The following is a 17111-nucleotide window of genomic DNA, read 5'->3' on the forward strand; positions in this document are numbered from 1 at the left end:
CCGAAGGGATACGACATGACTGGAATCTTCGACTACGCCGCCAGCGATACGACCGTGGTGATGTCGCGTGCGATCAGACGGGCCGTGGCCTTTATCGAAAGCTCGTTCGCGCAGCCGGTCAGTCTCGCGACGCTCGCGGCGACGGCGGGGTTGAGTGTGTCGCGTTTCGCGACGCTGTTCCGCAAAGAGGTGGGCATCTCGCCGCATCGCTATGTTTGTCTGGTGCGGATCCAGCACGCGAAGCGGCTATTGCGCGACGGCGTCCCGCCGTGTGAGGTTGCTGCCGAGGTCGGGTTTTTCGATCAGAGTCACCTCGGCCGACATTTCCGGCGGGCGGTCGGCGTAACGCCGGGGCATTTCGTCGCTTCGCCGGACGCGGCCAGCGCATGCCGATGAAGCGATGATCCAGACACCAGCGGCACCGGACGCCGCGCGTGTGTCGCCCATTCACCATAAGCGACGATTTCCCACATATTGGGGAAAATCCCTGGCTCATAGAAATTGTCGTCCAACTTAACAAAGTTAGAATGGCTACTCTAAGACGGCGTGAGACCGTCTGCCCGGCCAACGGCCCGGTTTGGGAACGAGCTTCACGAACCGCAGCGGCAGCGCTCGCCGTGTCCACGAGAACCTGAGAGATATCCCGTGAGCAGCCCTAAACAGATGCCATTTGCCCTATCCGTTTCACCCAACCTGTCGCCACTGCCCGACCAGTTCCTCGCCGGCTTCTCCGCGCTGATCCGGCTGAACATGGATACGTGCAGGTCCGCGGTCACAGGTGCCGCACTGCACTGGGAAAGCGTATTGCTCGCCCAGACACCTGAACAGTTCATCAGACGTCAGGCTGATGTGATGCCTTGGCTTGCCCAGCAGTTCGCCGGATATGCCCGCGGCTGGATGGACATCGCGTTGGAAGCAAGCAGACCGCGCCACGCCGGCAGCAATCACGACGACGGGCATGAGCACCAGGAGAGCGCCATGTCCGCTGGCCTGCCGGCCTGCGCAACGGGCGTCGACGCGATGACGTCTGAGGCCGCGCCGCTGGAGGTGCAGCCGGACGGCGAGTCCGTCGCCGAGGCGCACGCAGGGGAGATGGCCCGTGCCATTCTCGAGCGCGTCGCAAAGCCGACACCTGACACGGCGGAACGCCGAAGTCCGCCCCGCGCACGTCGCTCGTCGACGCGCTAGGCGACGGCCTTTCACAAAATCTTCCGGGTCCGGTTTTCATGTGCGGCCGATGCCGCCATGGCCGGCTTTGATTGCCCGTTCTCCGTTCCAACCGAGAGGTAACCGACGACATGTTGAGCCCGCACGAACTGGCCACGTTGTTGCTGTTGAAGGATGCGCCTGAACGGATTGATTCAGACCGGGCAGAGCTTGGCGCGCTGCGCGAGCTTCAGTTGATTGCGAGTGAGCCAACTGGGTCGGGCTTCCCGTTTCCTCGCGTGACGCCGCGTGGCGACGCCGTGCTGCGAGCGTTCGCACGAGCTCGGTGACCCGTGCCTGGACATCGTATTGGCGAGCGGCGAGCTTCCTGGGCGGCAGGTCGGGCAGGGTCTCCAACCACGACCGGACACGAAGCGTCGGTCGCCTGTGAATCATAGATCCAGCATCAACCGCCCCGTCCCCGTTCCATCGCTAGCCGCAGGCACGGCGCAACAGATCAACGCTTCGTTCTCGGCGACATCCAGCGACGGCGGCTCCCTATAGGCGACCGCGCCTTCGATGACGCGCGCCCGGCACGCGCCGCAGACCCCAGCGCGACAGCCATATTCGGGCGTCAGCCCTCGCGCCTCGGCAAGCTCGAGCAACGAACCGTCATCGGGTGTCCAGCGTGCTTCCTTGCCGGAAGCCACGAACATGACTGGAACCTCCCCCTGAGCGGGCGCATGCGCATTCTCGACCTCGGTACACCGGTCCAGGCTCCGCTTGAGCCCAGCCGGCCCGAACGATTCCGCATGAACGCGCTTGTCCGAGATCGACAGAGCCCGCAACCCGTCATAGAGCCCTTGCGTAAAGCCACTGGGCCCGCACAGGTAGAAGTCGAAGTCATCGAACGGCAGCGTCGCGCGCAGCACATCGACATCGAGTCGGCCGACCACATCGTAGTCCTGCCGTTCGACCGCGCCTTCGACATCGGTCAACAGCCGGGTGACCTTGACGGCCCCTCGCGCCTTCTCGACGAGCTGCGCGATCTCGGTATCGAAAGCCCGCTCCGCAACCGAGCGCGCCGAATAGTAGAACCAGGTCGGACGAACACGCCTCCTACGAACGCCTTCGTAGACGAGGTGGCGCAACATCGCAAGCATCGGCGTGACGCCGATGCCTCCGGCCAGCAGTACCGCGGGCCGGCGCTCCAGCGCATCGATCGTGAAGTTTCCGGCAGGCGCACGCGCTTCGATCAGATCGCCTTCGCGCAGCGCGTCGTGCAGATGCCGCGAGACGGCGCCGTCGCGCTTGACGCTGATCCGGTAGAAGCTGTCGGACGGCGCGACAGACAACGTATACGTGCGGATCAACGGTGCTTCCCCAGTGGCGCGCGTCACGCGAATGGGCAAGTGTTGCCCGGCCAGATGCGGGATCGTTCCGAGCCCATCGGCCGGTTCCAGATGAAACGACCGGATCACCAGACTCTCATCGACGATCTTCCTGATCCGGAACGGCCGCCAGGCCTGCGCGTGCTGGATCGCTCCCATTCGTTCGGCGCTCTCTTCCCAACTCCCCGTCATGGTGGAGAAGGGCGAGAAGCCGTCCTCGGTCAAAGTCCATCGCAAGGGCATCGCGGCAGCCCGATGAACGATCCGTCGCGGCGTAAAGCGCCACATCCGTTCGGCGCCGCGGAAGGTCGCGATCTCGGGCGAATCGAGCTCGACCTCGGCTTCGCCGGTCAACTGCAGCAGATCGCCCGTGGCGAAGTCGACGAACACGAGTCCCGCTTTCGGATTCGACAGAAAATTGCCGAGCGTATTGAAGAAGAGGTTGCCGGAGAAGTCGGGCACCGTCAGTACGCCGTTTTCATCGACGCGGACGAAACCGCGCTTGCCGCCGCGATGAGAGACGTCGACTTCGCGGTTGGCGTCGTGACGATCGACGTATGAAGCGACGAATAGCGTATCCGCCGCGGTGATCAACGCTACGGCGCGCGCATCGAGACGCGGCAGGTGCTGGGGCGACTGCGTCGCCACCTCCTCGGGTGGCCGCACGAACTCGAAGTGGCGCGCCTGTATGTACCGGTTGCAATTGCCGAACGACTGCCTGACACCGACCTCGAACGAGAGCGCGTCGCAGTTCTGCACGACGCCGTTCAGGCGATTGCGCCGCCGCGTATGCAGCTCGACGCCGATGAGCGCCACCGACGCGCCATCGTAGATTCCCGCGCTGGCCGGATCGTGCGGATCGCGCATCGCGTTCACACGCAGCGCGTAAGGGGTGGGTGCCTGCATGAACCCCGGTTCGCCGGCGAGCAACGAGGCCCACACGTCGCCCGCCGCATCGACGGCGCCGAGCGCGACAAACGGAATCAACGGATAGAAGTCGCGATGCTGGTCGGTCAGAACATCGCGAACGACGCGACGTCCCTGTTCGTCCATTTGCTTCACGACGCCCACGCGTCGCTGCAATGACAGCTCACCGGCATGCCAGGGCGAACCGGTGGGGTCCGGCGCGGGTATCGGCGCCTTGGGGGGCTCGTTCACGATTGGGCCTGAATCGACGATGTACTTACTGTACTCGGTATCCTCGGTGAAGTCGCGCGCTGCCGGAGCGAGCTCACAAAGCATCCATGTCTGAGTAGGCACAGCGGGAACCAGGCGGTGACAGGCACCTGTCGCCGCCTGATGCTACCAACACTGTCGTCAGATTTTCAGTCGGGAGACCTTGGTGCCGGCAAGCGACACGTCACCCATCAGACCTGCATTTGTCAGCACGATCGCCTGGACGGGTTCAGTGGCCGTTGTCGTATCGATCGTTCCGTTAGCTCCGACCTTCACGAGCGCGACCGATCCTTCTCCACCGACCGACCAGCCGCTGGATTTGCGGAAGCTGTCGAGCGCCTCGTGCGTCATGAACAGGAAGATCACGGCCTTCGACTGCGCACCTGCCTGCAAGCCGAATGAGCCCGATATCGTCTTGAAGTAGCCAACCGATTTCCCGCCCACCCGCAAAGCACCTTCACCGTATTCGCCGCCTGCGATGAAGCCGACCTTGAGCACGGACGGGAACACGAGTACGCCGTTTGCCTTGGACACGAGTTCTTTTGAGCCCTTGACCGTCTCGAACAGCCGCGCCAGGGTCGCGTTGACCTTGGCATCGATTTCTTGTCGCTTCGCTGCGCTGGACTCGGCGGCAAAAGCGTCGCTAATCGTCACCAGAGACCCGGTCATCGTCAGACCCGTGACCGCTAGCACTACGGCACCTGTTCCCAGGAAGTTTCTTCTGCGCATGGTTGCCTCCATCAGGTTGAAGAGAGCTACTCCACCGACACTTGCTCTGTCGTGCACCACCTGGTTGCATTGTTGGCCACGACGACGTCATGGAAAGGACATTGCTGATGGCGTCGGCACATCCGGATTCACAGGCGAAAGCGTGCTGACCCACCACCTGATCGTAGGAGACGGCTTCACTTTTGTATGTAAGGGCCAGTAGGGATTTTGTCGTTGATCAAGTCAGTACGCAGAATCTGAAGGGAAGTCGGCCAGGAGGTCATCAGACGAGATCCGCCTGGCGATCAAAGCGCGCCTCCCGGGCGAGCACCCCGCCTTGCTCGGCGTGCTATTGAGCGGCCGCGTTGTACCAGTCGACCGCGTCTTCACCGGCGGGAAGGTTGAACGGGCTCGACGGATCGGTCGCGGCGAGCCAAACCGCTTCGGCGACATCCGATGCGTGCGTGACGGCCGTTTCTTTCTCCCACTTCTCGAAGATTTGCTGCACGAGCGCGCCGTACGGCTCGGGAAAGCCGTTTTTCATGCGTGCCTGCGCGTTCTCGCCGAAGCGCGTGGAAGGCGCGCGTCCCGGCAGCACGACACGCACGCGCACATTGAACTGCTCCAGTTCGAGCGCGAGCGATTCGCTGAACGCGTTGACCGCGGACTTGCTCGCGGTATAGACCGACAGCAGATGCAGCGGTCTGCACGTAACGGTCGACGTCACATTGATGATCACGCCTTCGCGGCGCTCGCGGAACTGCGGCAACACGGCCTGCGCCATCGCGATGGTGCCGAGCGTATTGGTCTCGAAGATATCGCGCACGGTGTCCATCGGCGTTCCTTCGAGCGCGTTCAGAAAGCCGATACCCGCATTGTTGACGAGCACGTCGAGCGGCCCGGCTGCATCGATGACGGCGCGAATGCTGTGCGGGTCCTTCACGTCGAGGGCGAGAATCGAAAGGCGCTCGGAGCGCGGCAATATGTCTTCGCGCGGCGTGCGCATCGTGGCGATGACGCGCCAGTCCCGATCGAGAAAATAACGCGCGATCTCGAGGCCAAAGCCGGACGAGCAACCGGTAATCAAGACGGTCTTCATGTCGAATCCTGTGGTTGGTGACAGTCCCAACACAATAAGTGTTGACCGCCCGGACTCGCTACAATCGAGCGTCCAAGTTTCATTCGAAAGCGTCCGATCATGATCGACCCGCTCGCCGAAATCGTCACCTTGCTCCAGCCGACACCGACGTTCTCGAAAGTGCTCAGCGGCGCCGGGCGCTGGCGAGCGAGCCGCACGGAAGTCGGACAGCCGTTCTATTGCGTGGTGCTCGAAGGATCGCTGCGGTTGTCCGTCAATGGCTGCGAGCCGCTGATCCTTCAGGCCGACGACTTCGTGCTCGTGCCTGAAGTGTTCAGCTTCACGATGACGAGCATCGATCCGCCCGACCATGACGAGGTCTCCGAGATCGCGCCCGCGGCGCTGCCCGACGGCAGTTTTCGTTTCGGCGATGCATCGGTCGCTCCAGAGGCCCAATGGCTCGCTGGCCTCTGCGCGTTCGGTTCGCCGGACGCGGCGTTGCTGGTCTCGCTTTTGCCGAAGCTCGTGCACGTGCGTGGTGAACCCAGGCTGGCGACGCTCGTCAAGCTCGTGAGAGAAGAATCGCGCGCGCAACGGCCCGCGCGCGAGGTCGTGCTGGCGCGACTGCTCGAGGTGCTGTTCATTGAAGCGTTGCGAGCCACGGGAACGGGGGCGTCGCCCGGACTCGTTCGCGGACTCGCCGATGCCCGTCTCGTGCTCGCCATCCGCCATATGCACGAAAGCCCGAACAAGCCCTGGACGATCGCGCAACTCGCAAAAGCCGCAGCGCTTTCACGGTCATCTTTCTTCGATCGATTCAGCCGCGCAGTCGGCATCGCACCGATGGAGTATCTGTTGTCGTGGCGCATGGCTATCGCCAGGAACCTGCTGCGCCGGAACGAAGTCAGCATCGCGGCGATCGCGGAGCGTGTCGGCTACAGTTCGGCGAGCGCATTCAGCGTCGCGTTCACGCGTCATGTCGGAGTGCCGCCCACGCAATATGCGCGAGACGCGGCGAACGTCGGCGCTCGGTGAGGCCACAATTATTTGATCCGGACTGTCAAAATTCGACGGTCTTTCTTCGCAGTATGCTAAGCAATCACAATACGATTTCCGCAACCCGCCCATTCGGGAGGAGCCGTTCGAGGGACACGCGCCGTATTGCCAGGAACCAGACGTCTCAAATCATTGATGCGCGTGCAATGAATGGTAATGACAAGAGTGGAACGCGTCGACGTCCGTCATGAACTCGACAACACGAAGCACCTGACCAGCATAGATATCGTGGTCCACGCTGACGCACTGCATCGACGCCTCATGACACGGGCCACACAAACGGCGTGCGCAAGAATTGAAGCGATGATTGCACCAGGGATCGCGGCGGCTTGTTAAGGCGCGAATAGATCCATCCCCGCCAGGACCAGCGTGATACTCAGCGCTATTGCGGTCGTAGAATCGCCGAGAAGCAGGATTGCAGCAGACAGCCAGCAGGCGATGGCAAAGCCAATAGCTTGTTTCATGGTGACACCTCGCTGTCGAGGCAGTGGCAGGTGATCGAAATCTCGCGGAGGGGGTACATCAGTGTCGAGCGCCGTGATGCGCGTGGGTATTACCTGAAAAGGTGATACCCTCATGCCCACCGAAGATCGGTGATCCGCATTTTTTTCCTGGGGGCGACATGCTTCGATTCGCGGATTCCACCAATCCATCGGACCACGATGACGTCTATGCACTCTGGGATCGGCTAGCCGAGTTCTCGGCAGGTGATGGAGATGTCGCGCTGTCCCATCTGCTAACCACGATCTGCGCCATGGTCAACGCACACAATGCGCTGTGGGCCGTTGTCGTGCGATTTCCTTCGCTCGCGCCAAAGGATCCTTTGTTCGGCTGGCGTCCACGACTGGTTCGGCTCCTGCATCCGGTACCGGCGATGGTCGCTTCCGTGCAGGAGCAGTACGACACGCTCTGGTCTGGCCACGTCGACTCGTCACATGTCGTGGCCGCGTCAGGGAACGAGCCGTTCTGCGCCAACCTGCTGTTCGAGGCGATGCCCGCCGAATGGTTCGAAGGTGAGCACTATCGGCGCCACTACCTCGAAGTCGGCCACGGCGACAGCATCCAGGTGCGTTGCTCGCTCAATGACGACGTGCGGATTCATCTCTTCGTGTTTCGCGATGTGCGGGCACCCCGTTTCTCTGCGCTGGATCTCGAGCGTCTGCGCTTCGTGATGCATGGGCTGAGATGGTTCAAGCGGCAGCAACTGCTCAGCCACGGCCTGCTCATCGCCGACGCTCCGCTGACGTCGGCCGAGCGAAGGGTGCTGCTGGGGCTGCTCGACGGACTCACGGAAAAGCAGATCGCGCAGAGGCTTGACCAAAGTCCGAACACGACGCATGTCCATATCAAGTCGATCTACGCCAAATTCAACGTCCGGAATCGCGCAACGCTCACCGCGCTGTGGCTCGGCAAGCTGCGATAGCGAACTGCTGGCGCTGGGACGTTGCAAGCGGCGTTGCAAGGATTGCGTGAGAACCTCGCCCTGACGACATGGGGCAACGATATCCAAAGCCGGGATTCAGAGAATTCCAGACCCATATCACCCGTCTGAGAACGGCGCGCCCTGAACTGCGCGCGCCAGGCACTACGCCGATTAATCCCGCGACAGCAGGTGCCCAACGGCGGCTTCGCCGTCAACGACCGCGAAGTCCACGAACTCATCCCAGAGCACGAATATCGCGTCGTGAGGCTGTCTGTCCGAAGTGGACCGCAGAGGCGCCGTCGGTATCGGCTGGGCTTACGCGATCACCTATTCAGGTGATGTTCGGGCGTCAGCAAACAATCTACGATTCCGTACAAGATCCAGGCCGCAATCGTATTGTAGGGTGACCATAACAACCACAGGTACGGGGACCAGACCTTGTCGTCGAACGAAGGGGATCACGTCATGATTTCTGTACCGAAAACGGGTCGTCAGGAAGCGAAGCGTCATGCCGTGCATCTTGCTGGACTCGTTGCGATTGCAGGCGTCGCTGTGGCCTATGGGCTGCAAACGCGGCCGATGGAGGGGGACGCTGCGCGACGGGCTGACGGGAGTTACGAGAACGCGTGGGCGGTGGTTGCGGCCTCGGGCGACGCGGGAAAGTTTGTCGCTTCGAACTATCGGACGTGCATCGAAGCCCACGACACGGGCTATACGATGACGGATTGGTGGCTCACCATCGTTCACTCGCGCCTGAACACGGCGGCACAGTGCGGCCTGAAAACCGTCTCCCGTGCGTCAATGAAGGGTGACGACTTTGTCGCCCAGGTGAAGAGCGTGATCGGCAACCTGCCCACGCATATTGCCGTGCCCGACCAAGCGGCTCGCACGCTCCGGTGGTTCGTCATTGACGATCGACCCACGTGAAGCGCTGAGGGTGACGCGATCTACGACTGCTCTCTGGACCTGCGGTACGTCTACCCGCAGAGAAGAAGTAAACGACAATTCATCGATAAGGAATCCTGTCATGTATCGCGCCTCCCGACTTAGCGCCAGTGCGCTCATGGTCCTGCGCAACTTCCGCGTTCGTGCAGGCTGCATCATCCGGTCCTGTCATGCACGCCACGGTCAACGCCGAAGAGTACGGGTGGATATCGAGGGATTATGAGCGAGGGACGACCGGCTTCGAAAACGAGAGCTGTCAAGCGCAGGCCGTAGTTAATGTTGCTCACGCGCGGCTGGCCTTCGGGCTCTTTTTGCCTTTGCGTGAGACGGAGCGCTGGCTGGCATCGTTCGGCAAGCGGCGAGGATCGCCAAGGAGCTCGACCAGCCGTGTCTCGCATTCGGAAAACGAGTACCCGCGCCGCTGCGAGATCATGAAGGTGAGGGGGCGCATGTGCCATGCGCGCCGTTGTAGTTCGACAAGTGTTCCATTCGCGAGGTCTTGCGCAACCATATGATGCGGCATGTGCCCCCAGCACAAGCCTCCCTTCAGCAGATCGTGCTTCGCGCCGAGATCATTCACCCACCACTGGCGTTCACTGGCGACCCCCTGTTGGGTCTTTTCCGCATCGGGTTGATTGTCGGTTACGACGAGCTGGATGTGTCGGCCAAATTCCTCCCGCGGGATCGGCCCCGCGATTGCGGCCAGCGGATGCGATGGCGCACAGACGGTCACCATCTGCGTTTCACGCAAATGCTGCCTTTCTACGGCACCTGGGCTCAGCTCCGGCACGTCCGTGATCGTCACCGCCAATGCGCACGTGCCTTCGAGAACCAGACGCTCGCCGCCCTGCATGGTCGTCATACGCAGATTGATTGCAACCGTTGGAAAGTCCGCCTGTAGGGTACGTAGGCATTCAATCAGGTGCGCACGTGGAAAATAGGTATCCACGGCAATCGAGACCTGTGGGACCCCGGCTTCAGCAATCGAAACCGCGCGCATCTTCATTTCCTCGGTGCGTGAGATCACCCCACGAGCATCAGGCAGGAGGCTGCGGCCCGCGGCCGTAAGCGTCGCTTTGCGAGTGTTGCGCTCGAACAGCACCACATCGAAGGCACTCTCGAGCGCGTTGATCGCGTGACTGATCGCCGACTGTGCACGCTTCAGCTCCCGGGCAGCCCCGGAAAAGCTTCCTTGGTCACACACGGCGACGAAGGCCCGGAGTTGATTGATGGTGACGTTGTCGAGCATACATATCCAAAAAGTAGATGGCACTTATAGATATTTAGTCAATTGGCTTGATGAATCAAGTGCTCCAGAATCTGGTTTGTCGTTTTTTGTTTCGAAGGATGCAAGACATGAACAGACTGAGTGGAAAGACCGCCGTGATCACAGGTGGGGCCACCGGCATCGGCCGCGCCGCAGCAAAGCGCTTCATCGAGGAGGGCGCCTTCGTCTTCATTTTCGGTCGACGGCAGGAAGCGCTCGACGCCGCTGTGGCCGACCTTGGGCCCAATGCCCGCGGGGTGAAGGGCTCGGTCTCCGACCTGGCCGACCTCGACCGACTCTACGCGGCGGTGAAGGCCGAGCGCGGAAGCCTCGACATCGTCTTTGCCAATGCAGGGGCGGGAAGCCCGCTTCAGCTCGGCGAGATCACCGCCGAGCACATTGACGAAACCTTCGACACCAATGTGAAGGGTACGATCTTCACGGTCCAGAAGGCGCTGCCGCTGATGGGCGAGGGCGGTTCGATCATCCTGACCGGATCGAGCGCCGGCACCACGGGCGCCCCGGCAATGAGCGCTTACAGCGCGAGCAAGGCGGCGGTGCGCAACCTCGCGCGGAGCTGGGCGGAGGATCTGAAGGGCACAGGTATTCGTGTCAACGTGCTGTCGCCCGGGGCGACGGCGACCGAACTCGCGAAGGAAGCACTAGGCGAGGAAGGCCAGAAGGTCTTTGCCTCGATGACTCCGCTCCAGCGCATGGCTGATCCGGCGGAGATCGGGGCGGCGGCTGCCTTTCTCGCATCCCCGGACAGCAGCTTCATGACCGCCAGCGAGGTCGCCGTTGACGGCGGCCTTGCGCAACTCTGACCCGCTACGCCCGTCGGCGCTCCATTCGATGATTCGGAGCGCAGTAGGGCGTGGCAAACCGAAGGAAGACCTATGAGCTACGCAATTATTGGCTTCGGCAAGATCGGCCAGGCCCTCGCTAAGGCGTTTGCGCGAAGCGGCATCGAAGTATCCGTTGCAACCACGCGGGACCCGCAGAGCTTTGCATCCGATGCGGCCGCGATCGGGCCCGAGATCATTCCCAAAACACTGGCGGAAGCCCTCAAGGCGGACGTCATCTTTTTGGCTGTCCGATTCGAGTCGCACCCGGATGTCGCGAAGGCGCTGCCCAGCTGGCAGGGGAAGACCATCGTCGATGTGACCAATACCTACGGCGTGCCCCCTGAGGAACTGGGAGGTTTGCCTTCTTCCGGGTTCGTTGCGCAGGCCTTCTCAGGTGCAAGACTGGTCAAGGGCTTCAACCATTTGGTCGCTGCCATCCTTGAACAGGATCCGGCCGTGCATGGTGGCAGGAGAGTCGTGTTTTTGGCGAGCGACGACGACGGCGCCGCCGCGGAGATTGGTGCGCTTGCGGAAAAGCTCGGCTTCTCCCCGATCAAACTTGGCGCGCTTTCCGAAGGTGGGCTGCTCGTCCACTCGCGCGGAAATAGCTGGGGTCAACTGATCTTTAAGGACCTGGTCAAGTTCGACTGATGCATCGTGCCTCGTGGACAAGGGGCAGCCACACTGTTTGAAGCGAGGGCGACGCAGGCAGTAATCCGGTCGCCCTCGACGGCGTCGCCGCACCTTTGCGTTCAACGCAGCGAACGGAAACTCGCGCGAACCTCATCCGAGAAAACTTGCGGCTGCTCCCAGGCCGCAAAGTGTCCGCCTTTGGGGAGGCGGTTATAGTGAATCAGCCTGGGATACGCTTGCTCGGTCCAGCTTCGCGGGGCGGCGTAGATCTCATCCGGAAAGACGCTCACGGCAACCGGGATGGCAACGTGCTTCGGGGCAAAGAAGTTGAGCTTGTTTTCCCAATACAGACGAGCCGAGGAAACGCCCGTGTTCGTGAGCCAATAGAACGTGACGTTGTCGAGGATGTCGTCTCGCGTAAGCCCCTCGGACTGACCGTGAAACACGCGTGCGATGAGTGCCTGGCTGCTGGCATCGTGGTCGAGCATCCACGCCGCCAGACCGATTGGCGAATCTTCGATCGCATACAACGTTTGTGGGCGATTCGCCATCTCCAGCGCGTAGCCAAGGCCGTGCTTGTAGAAATAGTCGAGTTGATCGTACGCGTGCTTCTCGTCGGCTGAGAGGCCTGCTGGCGCGGGCTCGCCCGCCTTGAGTGCATCCGCGATGCCAGCCGGTACGGTAGCCGGCATGTTGGTGTGAATGCCCAGCAGTTCCGGCGGCGCCAGCAGGGCCATCTGCTCCGTGACTGCATTCCCCCAATCGCCGCCTTGCGCGACATATCGCGTATATCCGAGACGTTTCATCAGTTCGACCCAGGCCCGTGCGACGCGAACAGGATCCCAGCCAGTCGTGGTCGGCTTGCCTGAGAACCCATAGCCTGGGAGCGACGGAATCACTACGTCGAAGGCGTCCGATGCGCTCCCACCATGGGCCGTCGGATTGGTCAGCGGATCGACGATCTTCAACTGTTCGATGATCGAGCCGGGCCACCCGTGCGTGATGATGATCGGCAACGCGTTTTGATGTTTCGATCGAACGTGAATGAAATGAATGTCGAGCCCATCGATCTCGGTGACAAACTGCGGCAGCGCATTCAGCCTCGCTTCGACTTTGCGCCAGTCGTAATCGGTCGCCCAATAACGCGCGAGGTTCTGCATCGTCGAAAGCTGCACGCCTTGCGACGCGTCGGTAACCGTTTCCCGCTCAGGCCACCGGGTCGCCTTGATACGCCTTCTCAAATCGCTGAGTTGAGATTCCGGCGCGTGCACACGAAGGGGACGAATAGCGGTCTTGTCACCGCCCGGCGATTCTGCGACTTCAGTGATGGTTCGATTCGTTTCCGCGAAAGCAAACTGACTCAATGAGCCCGCAACAGCGGCCGCCGCCGCTACACCAAGAAAACGACGGCGCGACGAAAGTTGGGGAAGGATATCGTTTTGCATACAAGCTCCAAATTGCAATAGATACGGGTAGCGGGGAGCGATGAATGCAGCAGCAAAGCAATATCCAGGGGCAAACGCTTTCACAATTGCCCGATTGAGCCGCCTATGCAGGCCGGCAGTTGGCCAGCTTCACATCGTTACCGCCTTGACCGACCGAAAACCGTAGTTCGCGGTAGTTGAAGCGATTGTGTGGAAGCGAGCCATTTGGGTAAACGCCCCAAACAGAAGAACACTTGTGTCCGTCAGGAACAAATCCGTCGCGTTGTGTTCCGCGGGAAGCGGCGGGCGGCCTGATCACACGGCGACTTCCAGGCTACGACGGGCATCCAGTCAGAAAGCGGCTCAGCCGATGTCGACACGCCGCTTTCCTCACTTTCCTCACTCAGGCAGCAAAGTCGGTGGATGACGACAGTTGTTTCCAGGCTTCCATTTCCTGCGTCACATAAGCGTTTTTCGCGGCGATGGCAGCCAGTGTGTCCGTCCCGAGCGGGAGTCGCACCGGCGGGTTCGCCGCGTCGACCAGTGCGACCATCGCGGCCGCAAGTTTCGTCGGGTCGCCGGGCTGGTTGTGATTCATCTGCATGGCCTTGCGGCGAACCGCACCAGCGGTTTCGTCGTAATCGTCGATCACCTCCGGCGCCACGACCAGCGAGGATGCATCGAGAAAGTCGGTACGAAAATACCCCGGCTCGACCACGGTCGCGTGAATGCCTAGCGGCTTCAGCTCGGCATGCAACGCTTCCGTGATGCCTTCGACGGCGAACTTCGTCGACGAGTACACGCCAAAGCCCGCGGCGGCACGATAGCCGCCAATCGAAGAAATATTGATCACGTGGCCCGAGCGGTTCGCGCGCATCGTCGGCAACACGGCACGCGTGACGTTGAGCAAGCCGAAGACGTTCGTGTCGTACATGCGACGCACGTCCTTGTCGGCGGATTCTTCCACCGCGCCAAGCAGACCGAAGCCGGCGTTGTTGACCAGCACGTCGACGCGGCCGAATTTTTCAACCGCGGCCTGCACCGCCGCCTTCGCCTGGGCCTCGTTGGTCACGTCCAGCTCCACCGGCAGCAATGCGGCCGACTCGCCAAGACGCTCGACGATCGCCGCGACTTTGCGTCCGGCGGCCACCACCGCATTGCCGTCCGCGAGCGCGGCTTCGGCGATCAATGCGCCGATGCCTCGCGATGCGCCCGTGATGAACCATACCCGCTTGAAACCACCTTGTTGGACGTCAGCCATGATGTCTCTCCTACGTGTGTGATGAAGTGATGCCATCGTAGGCTCGGCGATTGACACAAACTAGCCGTCTCAGACTGGAGTCATAATCAACTTTTATTTGCTAATCGAGGGGCGCCGGGGATGAACGGAATTCGTGCGATCACCATTTTTGTACGCGCCGCGACGCTCGGCAGCCTGCGCGGCGCGGCGGTCGATCAGGGCATCTCGCCGCAGGCCGCCAGTCACGCGGTGATGCAGCTGGAGAAGGAGCTGGGCGTGCGGCTGTTTCATCGGACCACCCGCAAGCTGAGCCTGACCGAGGAAGGCCAACGGCTTTGCGACAGCGTGCAGCCGGCGCTCGCGATTCTGTCGTCGGCACTCGGCGACGCCCGGCGCTCGAAGGAAGAGGTGGGTGGCCGGCTGCGCGTGAGCGCGCCGCGCGCGCTCGGGCTTCCGGTCCTGTGGCCGTACTTCGAGGAGTTCCAGAAGCGCCATCAGAGCGTGCAGCTCGAAGTGCAATTCGACGATCAGTTCACGGATCTCGTGACCGACCGGTTCGACGTGGGATTTCGCGGTGGACCGCCGCCGTCGGGCGGCTCGATCGCGCGCCGACTGGTGCCGATCCAGCTGATCGTGTGCGCATCGCCGGAATATATCGAGCACAACGGCGCGCCGCGCACCATTGAAGAACTGGCTCAGCATCGCTGCACCGGCTACCGGCGCGCAAACACGGGGAAGCTGGCTCAGTGGCAATTCCAGATCGGCGACGAGATCGTCTATCGGGACGTCCCCGCTGCCCTCTGCGTCAACGACACCGAAATGGAAACGCAGGCGGTGCTGTCGGGCCTCGGCATCGGGCAATTGGGAAGCTTCAACGCGGCGACTCATATCAGAAGCGGCCGGCTCGTCCCGTTGCTGACGCAGCACGTCACTGAGCATGGCATGATCTATATCTACTATGGGCACCGAACCGAACAGTCGCTGCGCGTGAAGACGTTCATCGACTTCATGGTCGAGCGCATGGCCGGCAACCGGAGCTTCTTCCTCGATCAGGCGGAGCTTCGCACGAGTCGGCCGCAGCGGGAGCGCCGCAGGCGTACGATAAAGAGCATCGTCCCGTTGGGGGACGGTCTGACTGATGGAGAGTCGAGATGAGACGTCTTTATTTCCTTGCACCCGACACGACGACGGCGAAGGCGATCGTAGACGACTTGCTCCGGGCACGGATCACATGGCGACATATCCATGTTCTCGCGAATCACAGTGTCGCACTCGAACAGTTGCCCGAGGCAACCTTGCTGCAAAGCAGCGACGTCGTGCACTCGCTCGAACGGGGCGTGGCGCTCGGCGGTGCCACCGGAGCGCTTCTCGGCCTCGTGGCGCTGCTGTTTCCTCCCGCGGAGCTCGTCATTGCGGGCGGAGCCGTGGTCGCGTTGACGTTGGCGGGTGCCGGCTTCGGGGCCTGGACGGCCGCGATGATCGGCGTCGGCGAACCGAATGCACGACTCGAGCGGTTTCGTGACGCGATACGTAACGGCCAGCTGCTGATCATGGCCGATGTGCCTGGATCGCGAGAACAGGAGATCGAGCAGATGGTTGCGCAGCATGTTCCGAAGGCCGATCTCGAAGGCGCGGAGCCCACGACACCGATTTTCCCCTGACGAGCAGTCGAGACGAAGCCGTGCCGATTGCGGTGTCATATCGCGCGCGTTGCCGCGTCGACATGCAATCCCGCTGGCAATAATTCGTCACGGGGGAAACGTACGAGTCTGAAAGCGCGCATGCGGGGTGGATCGCCCGGAATGCGCGCAAGGTGCAACTCGATTTCGCGGCTGGCCTGGCTATCGTCGTTGCGGATGACATTCATCAAATCCAGGCGCAGCCGGCGCTTCTCGACATAGATATGGTCGGCAGGCGTGGAAAATACCTCGCAGACCCGCTCCAGTTGAAGATCGACGATTTCGGTCGGGACGCGAAGGGCAGCCAGGTTGCGAGTGTTCTCGGCAATCTGGATGTCCAGCCGCGCCAGCTCGTCTGAACCAGCGTCTGGACTGTCCCCAACCACCGAGCGCATACCCACGCCCCGGCGTTCCAGTAACGCCACGCGCGCCGCCAGCAGCTCTCGCCCTTTCGCTACGAGATTACGGCGGTCAGCGGCCAGTCTGGCGAGCCCCTCCAGCGCCAGTTGATCCACCAGCCGGCGCGCAATCTCCTCGCGGAGCTCGGCGTCCGATCTGCCGCAGACGCGCACGCGATGGTCGCTGAAACAAAGCGTGGTCTGGGATACGTCGTGCCGCACCTCGCTGCCCTCGACCGCGACGCCGAGCACATGGCGTTCGAACATCGTCATCCCAAGCGTTGCGTAGGCTTCCGTCGAGGAAGAATTGTCGGCGAAATAGGTGCGCAGTTCTTCGGAGCGACTGAACGCCTTCACGAGATCATCGGGTGTGGCGAAAAAAACCCGAATCAGCGGATCGGTCGACCAGGCGCTCGCATTGGCCTCGTTGGGTGCGGGCAGTGAGCCTGTCAGGTTGTCGATGTAGGTCAGAGACACGGAAACGGCTTTCCCGAGACGTTGCCTGTAATGTCGCGCCAGCCGCAGGCGGGGGTTCATCGCAATGACTCGATCGATCATCTCGACCATGCGCGCGTTTTCGTCATGCGCACTTCGTGCCCGCATCGGACGCAACAGGCTGGCAAGCAATCCCATGATTCACCTCTTAGGAGAGCGCGGCATGACCGAAAGTGAAGTCGCCAGACGTTATGTCGTCGAGCCGGC

18 protein-coding genes are annotated in these 17111 nt (G+C 61.8%); 10 read left to right on the forward strand and 8 right to left on the reverse strand.

The annotated features are described in order from the left end of the window. The first annotated feature begins 15 nt into the window (after window positions 1-15). The 3 genes from L0U84_RS39430 to L0U84_RS39440 all read left to right on the forward strand — a co-directional run bounded on the left by L0U84_RS39430 (window position 16) and on the right by L0U84_RS39440 (window position 1496). Window positions 16-396 carry a helix-turn-helix domain-containing protein gene (locus L0U84_RS39430; RefSeq protein ID WP_233859012.1) on the forward strand — a complete coding sequence of 127 codons (381 nt, stop codon included), beginning with the start codon at window positions 16-18 and terminating at the stop codon, window positions 394-396. A gap of 249 nt (window positions 397-645) precedes the next feature. Beyond that, entirely contained in the window at window positions 646-1188 is a 543-nt protein-coding gene (locus tag L0U84_RS39435; RefSeq protein ID WP_233859013.1) for a phasin family protein, read from the forward strand. A 110-nt stretch (window positions 1189-1298) separates the two neighbouring features. Beyond that, window positions 1299-1496 (forward strand): hypothetical protein, encoded by a 198-nt coding sequence (locus L0U84_RS39440; RefSeq protein ID WP_233859014.1) that lies wholly within the window; start codon window positions 1299-1301, stop codon window positions 1494-1496. Between the two features lie 102 nt (window positions 1497-1598). Here the strand turns inward: L0U84_RS39440 and L0U84_RS39445 are convergent, their stop codons facing one another. The 3 genes from L0U84_RS39445 to L0U84_RS39455 form a co-directional block, all read right to left on the reverse strand. Next, the gene (locus L0U84_RS39445) at window positions 1599-3695 is read right to left on the reverse strand and encodes a 2Fe-2S iron-sulfur cluster-binding protein (protein ID WP_233859021.1); all 2097 of its coding nucleotides are present in this window, start codon (window positions 3693-3695) and stop codon (window positions 1599-1601) included. 159 nt (window positions 3696-3854) lie between these two features. Beyond that, a complete protein-coding gene (locus L0U84_RS39450; RefSeq protein ID WP_267940137.1) occupies window positions 3855-4442 on the reverse strand; it encodes a BPSL1445 family SYLF domain-containing lipoprotein in 588 nt (195 codons plus the stop codon). Window positions 4443-4770: 328 nt separating this feature from the next. Then, complete coding sequence (locus tag L0U84_RS39455) at window positions 4771-5520, reverse strand: SDR family oxidoreductase (protein WP_233859023.1); 750 nt, start codon at window positions 5518-5520, stop codon at window positions 4771-4773. 99 nt (window positions 5521-5619) lie between these two features. On the opposite strand from L0U84_RS39455, the gene L0U84_RS39460 reads away from it, so the two are divergent. Next, window positions 5620-6534, forward strand: coding sequence for an AraC family transcriptional regulator (locus tag L0U84_RS39460; RefSeq protein ID WP_233859025.1), 915 nt, complete (start codon window positions 5620-5622; stop codon window positions 6532-6534). Window positions 6535-6887: 353 nt separating this feature from the next. Here L0U84_RS39460 and L0U84_RS43925 read toward each other — a convergent pair whose 3' ends face one another. Beyond that, entirely contained in the window at window positions 6888-7019 is a 132-nt protein-coding gene (locus tag L0U84_RS43925) for a hypothetical protein (RefSeq protein WP_267940138.1), read from the reverse strand. Between the two features lie 158 nt (window positions 7020-7177). On the opposite strand from L0U84_RS43925, the gene L0U84_RS39465 reads away from it, so the two are divergent. Both L0U84_RS39465 and L0U84_RS39470 read left to right on the forward strand, forming a co-directional pair. Beyond that, window positions 7178-7978: a helix-turn-helix transcriptional regulator gene (locus L0U84_RS39465; RefSeq protein ID WP_233859027.1), complete on the forward strand. Its 801-nt coding sequence runs from the start codon at window positions 7178-7180 to the stop codon at window positions 7976-7978. A 465-nt stretch (window positions 7979-8443) separates the two neighbouring features. Then, on the forward strand, window positions 8444-8905 hold the full coding sequence (locus tag L0U84_RS39470) for a hypothetical protein (RefSeq protein WP_233859030.1): 462 nt from the start codon (window positions 8444-8446) through the stop codon (window positions 8903-8905). A 301-nt stretch (window positions 8906-9206) separates the two neighbouring features. Here L0U84_RS39470 and L0U84_RS39475 read toward each other — a convergent pair whose 3' ends face one another. Further along, window positions 9207-10172 carry a LysR family transcriptional regulator gene (locus tag L0U84_RS39475; RefSeq protein ID WP_233859032.1) on the reverse strand — a complete coding sequence of 322 codons (966 nt, stop codon included), beginning with the start codon at window positions 10170-10172 and terminating at the stop codon, window positions 9207-9209. Between the two features lie 107 nt (window positions 10173-10279). Between L0U84_RS39475 and L0U84_RS39480 the strand changes: the two genes are divergently transcribed. Then, window positions 10280-11014: an SDR family NAD(P)-dependent oxidoreductase gene (locus L0U84_RS39480; protein ID WP_233859033.1), complete on the forward strand. Its 735-nt coding sequence runs from the start codon at window positions 10280-10282 to the stop codon at window positions 11012-11014. 72 nt (window positions 11015-11086) lie between these two features. Further along, a complete protein-coding gene (locus L0U84_RS39485) occupies window positions 11087-11686 on the forward strand; it encodes an NADPH-dependent F420 reductase (RefSeq protein WP_233859034.1) in 600 nt (199 codons plus the stop codon). A 101-nt stretch (window positions 11687-11787) separates the two neighbouring features. Here L0U84_RS39485 and L0U84_RS39490 read toward each other — a convergent pair whose 3' ends face one another. Next, window positions 11788-13113, reverse strand: coding sequence for an epoxide hydrolase family protein (locus L0U84_RS39490; protein ID WP_233859035.1), 1326 nt, complete (start codon window positions 13111-13113; stop codon window positions 11788-11790). A gap of 382 nt (window positions 13114-13495) precedes the next feature. Continuing rightward, the gene (locus L0U84_RS39495) at window positions 13496-14353 is read right to left on the reverse strand and encodes an oxidoreductase (RefSeq protein WP_233859036.1); all 858 of its coding nucleotides are present in this window, start codon (window positions 14351-14353) and stop codon (window positions 13496-13498) included. 120 nt (window positions 14354-14473) lie between these two features. On the opposite strand from L0U84_RS39495, the gene L0U84_RS39500 reads away from it, so the two are divergent. Continuing rightward, window positions 14474-15487 carry a LysR family transcriptional regulator gene (locus L0U84_RS39500; RefSeq protein WP_233859038.1) on the forward strand — a complete coding sequence of 338 codons (1014 nt, stop codon included), beginning with the start codon at window positions 14474-14476 and terminating at the stop codon, window positions 15485-15487. Continuing rightward, complete coding sequence (locus L0U84_RS39505; protein WP_233859040.1) at window positions 15484-15993, forward strand: DUF1269 domain-containing protein; 510 nt, start codon at window positions 15484-15486, stop codon at window positions 15991-15993. Before L0U84_RS39500 ends, L0U84_RS39505 begins: the two co-directional genes overlap by 4 nt. Window positions 15994-16028: 35 nt before the next feature. Here the strand turns inward: L0U84_RS39505 and L0U84_RS39510 are convergent, their stop codons facing one another. Continuing rightward, entirely contained in the window at window positions 16029-17042 is a 1014-nt protein-coding gene (locus L0U84_RS39510; RefSeq protein ID WP_233859042.1) for a hypothetical protein, read from the reverse strand. Window positions 17043-17111 lie beyond the last annotated feature (69 nt).

The organism is Paraburkholderia sp. HD33-4 (genome assembly GCF_021390635.1).
Taxonomy (GTDB): domain Bacteria; phylum Pseudomonadota; class Gammaproteobacteria; order Burkholderiales; family Burkholderiaceae; genus Paraburkholderia.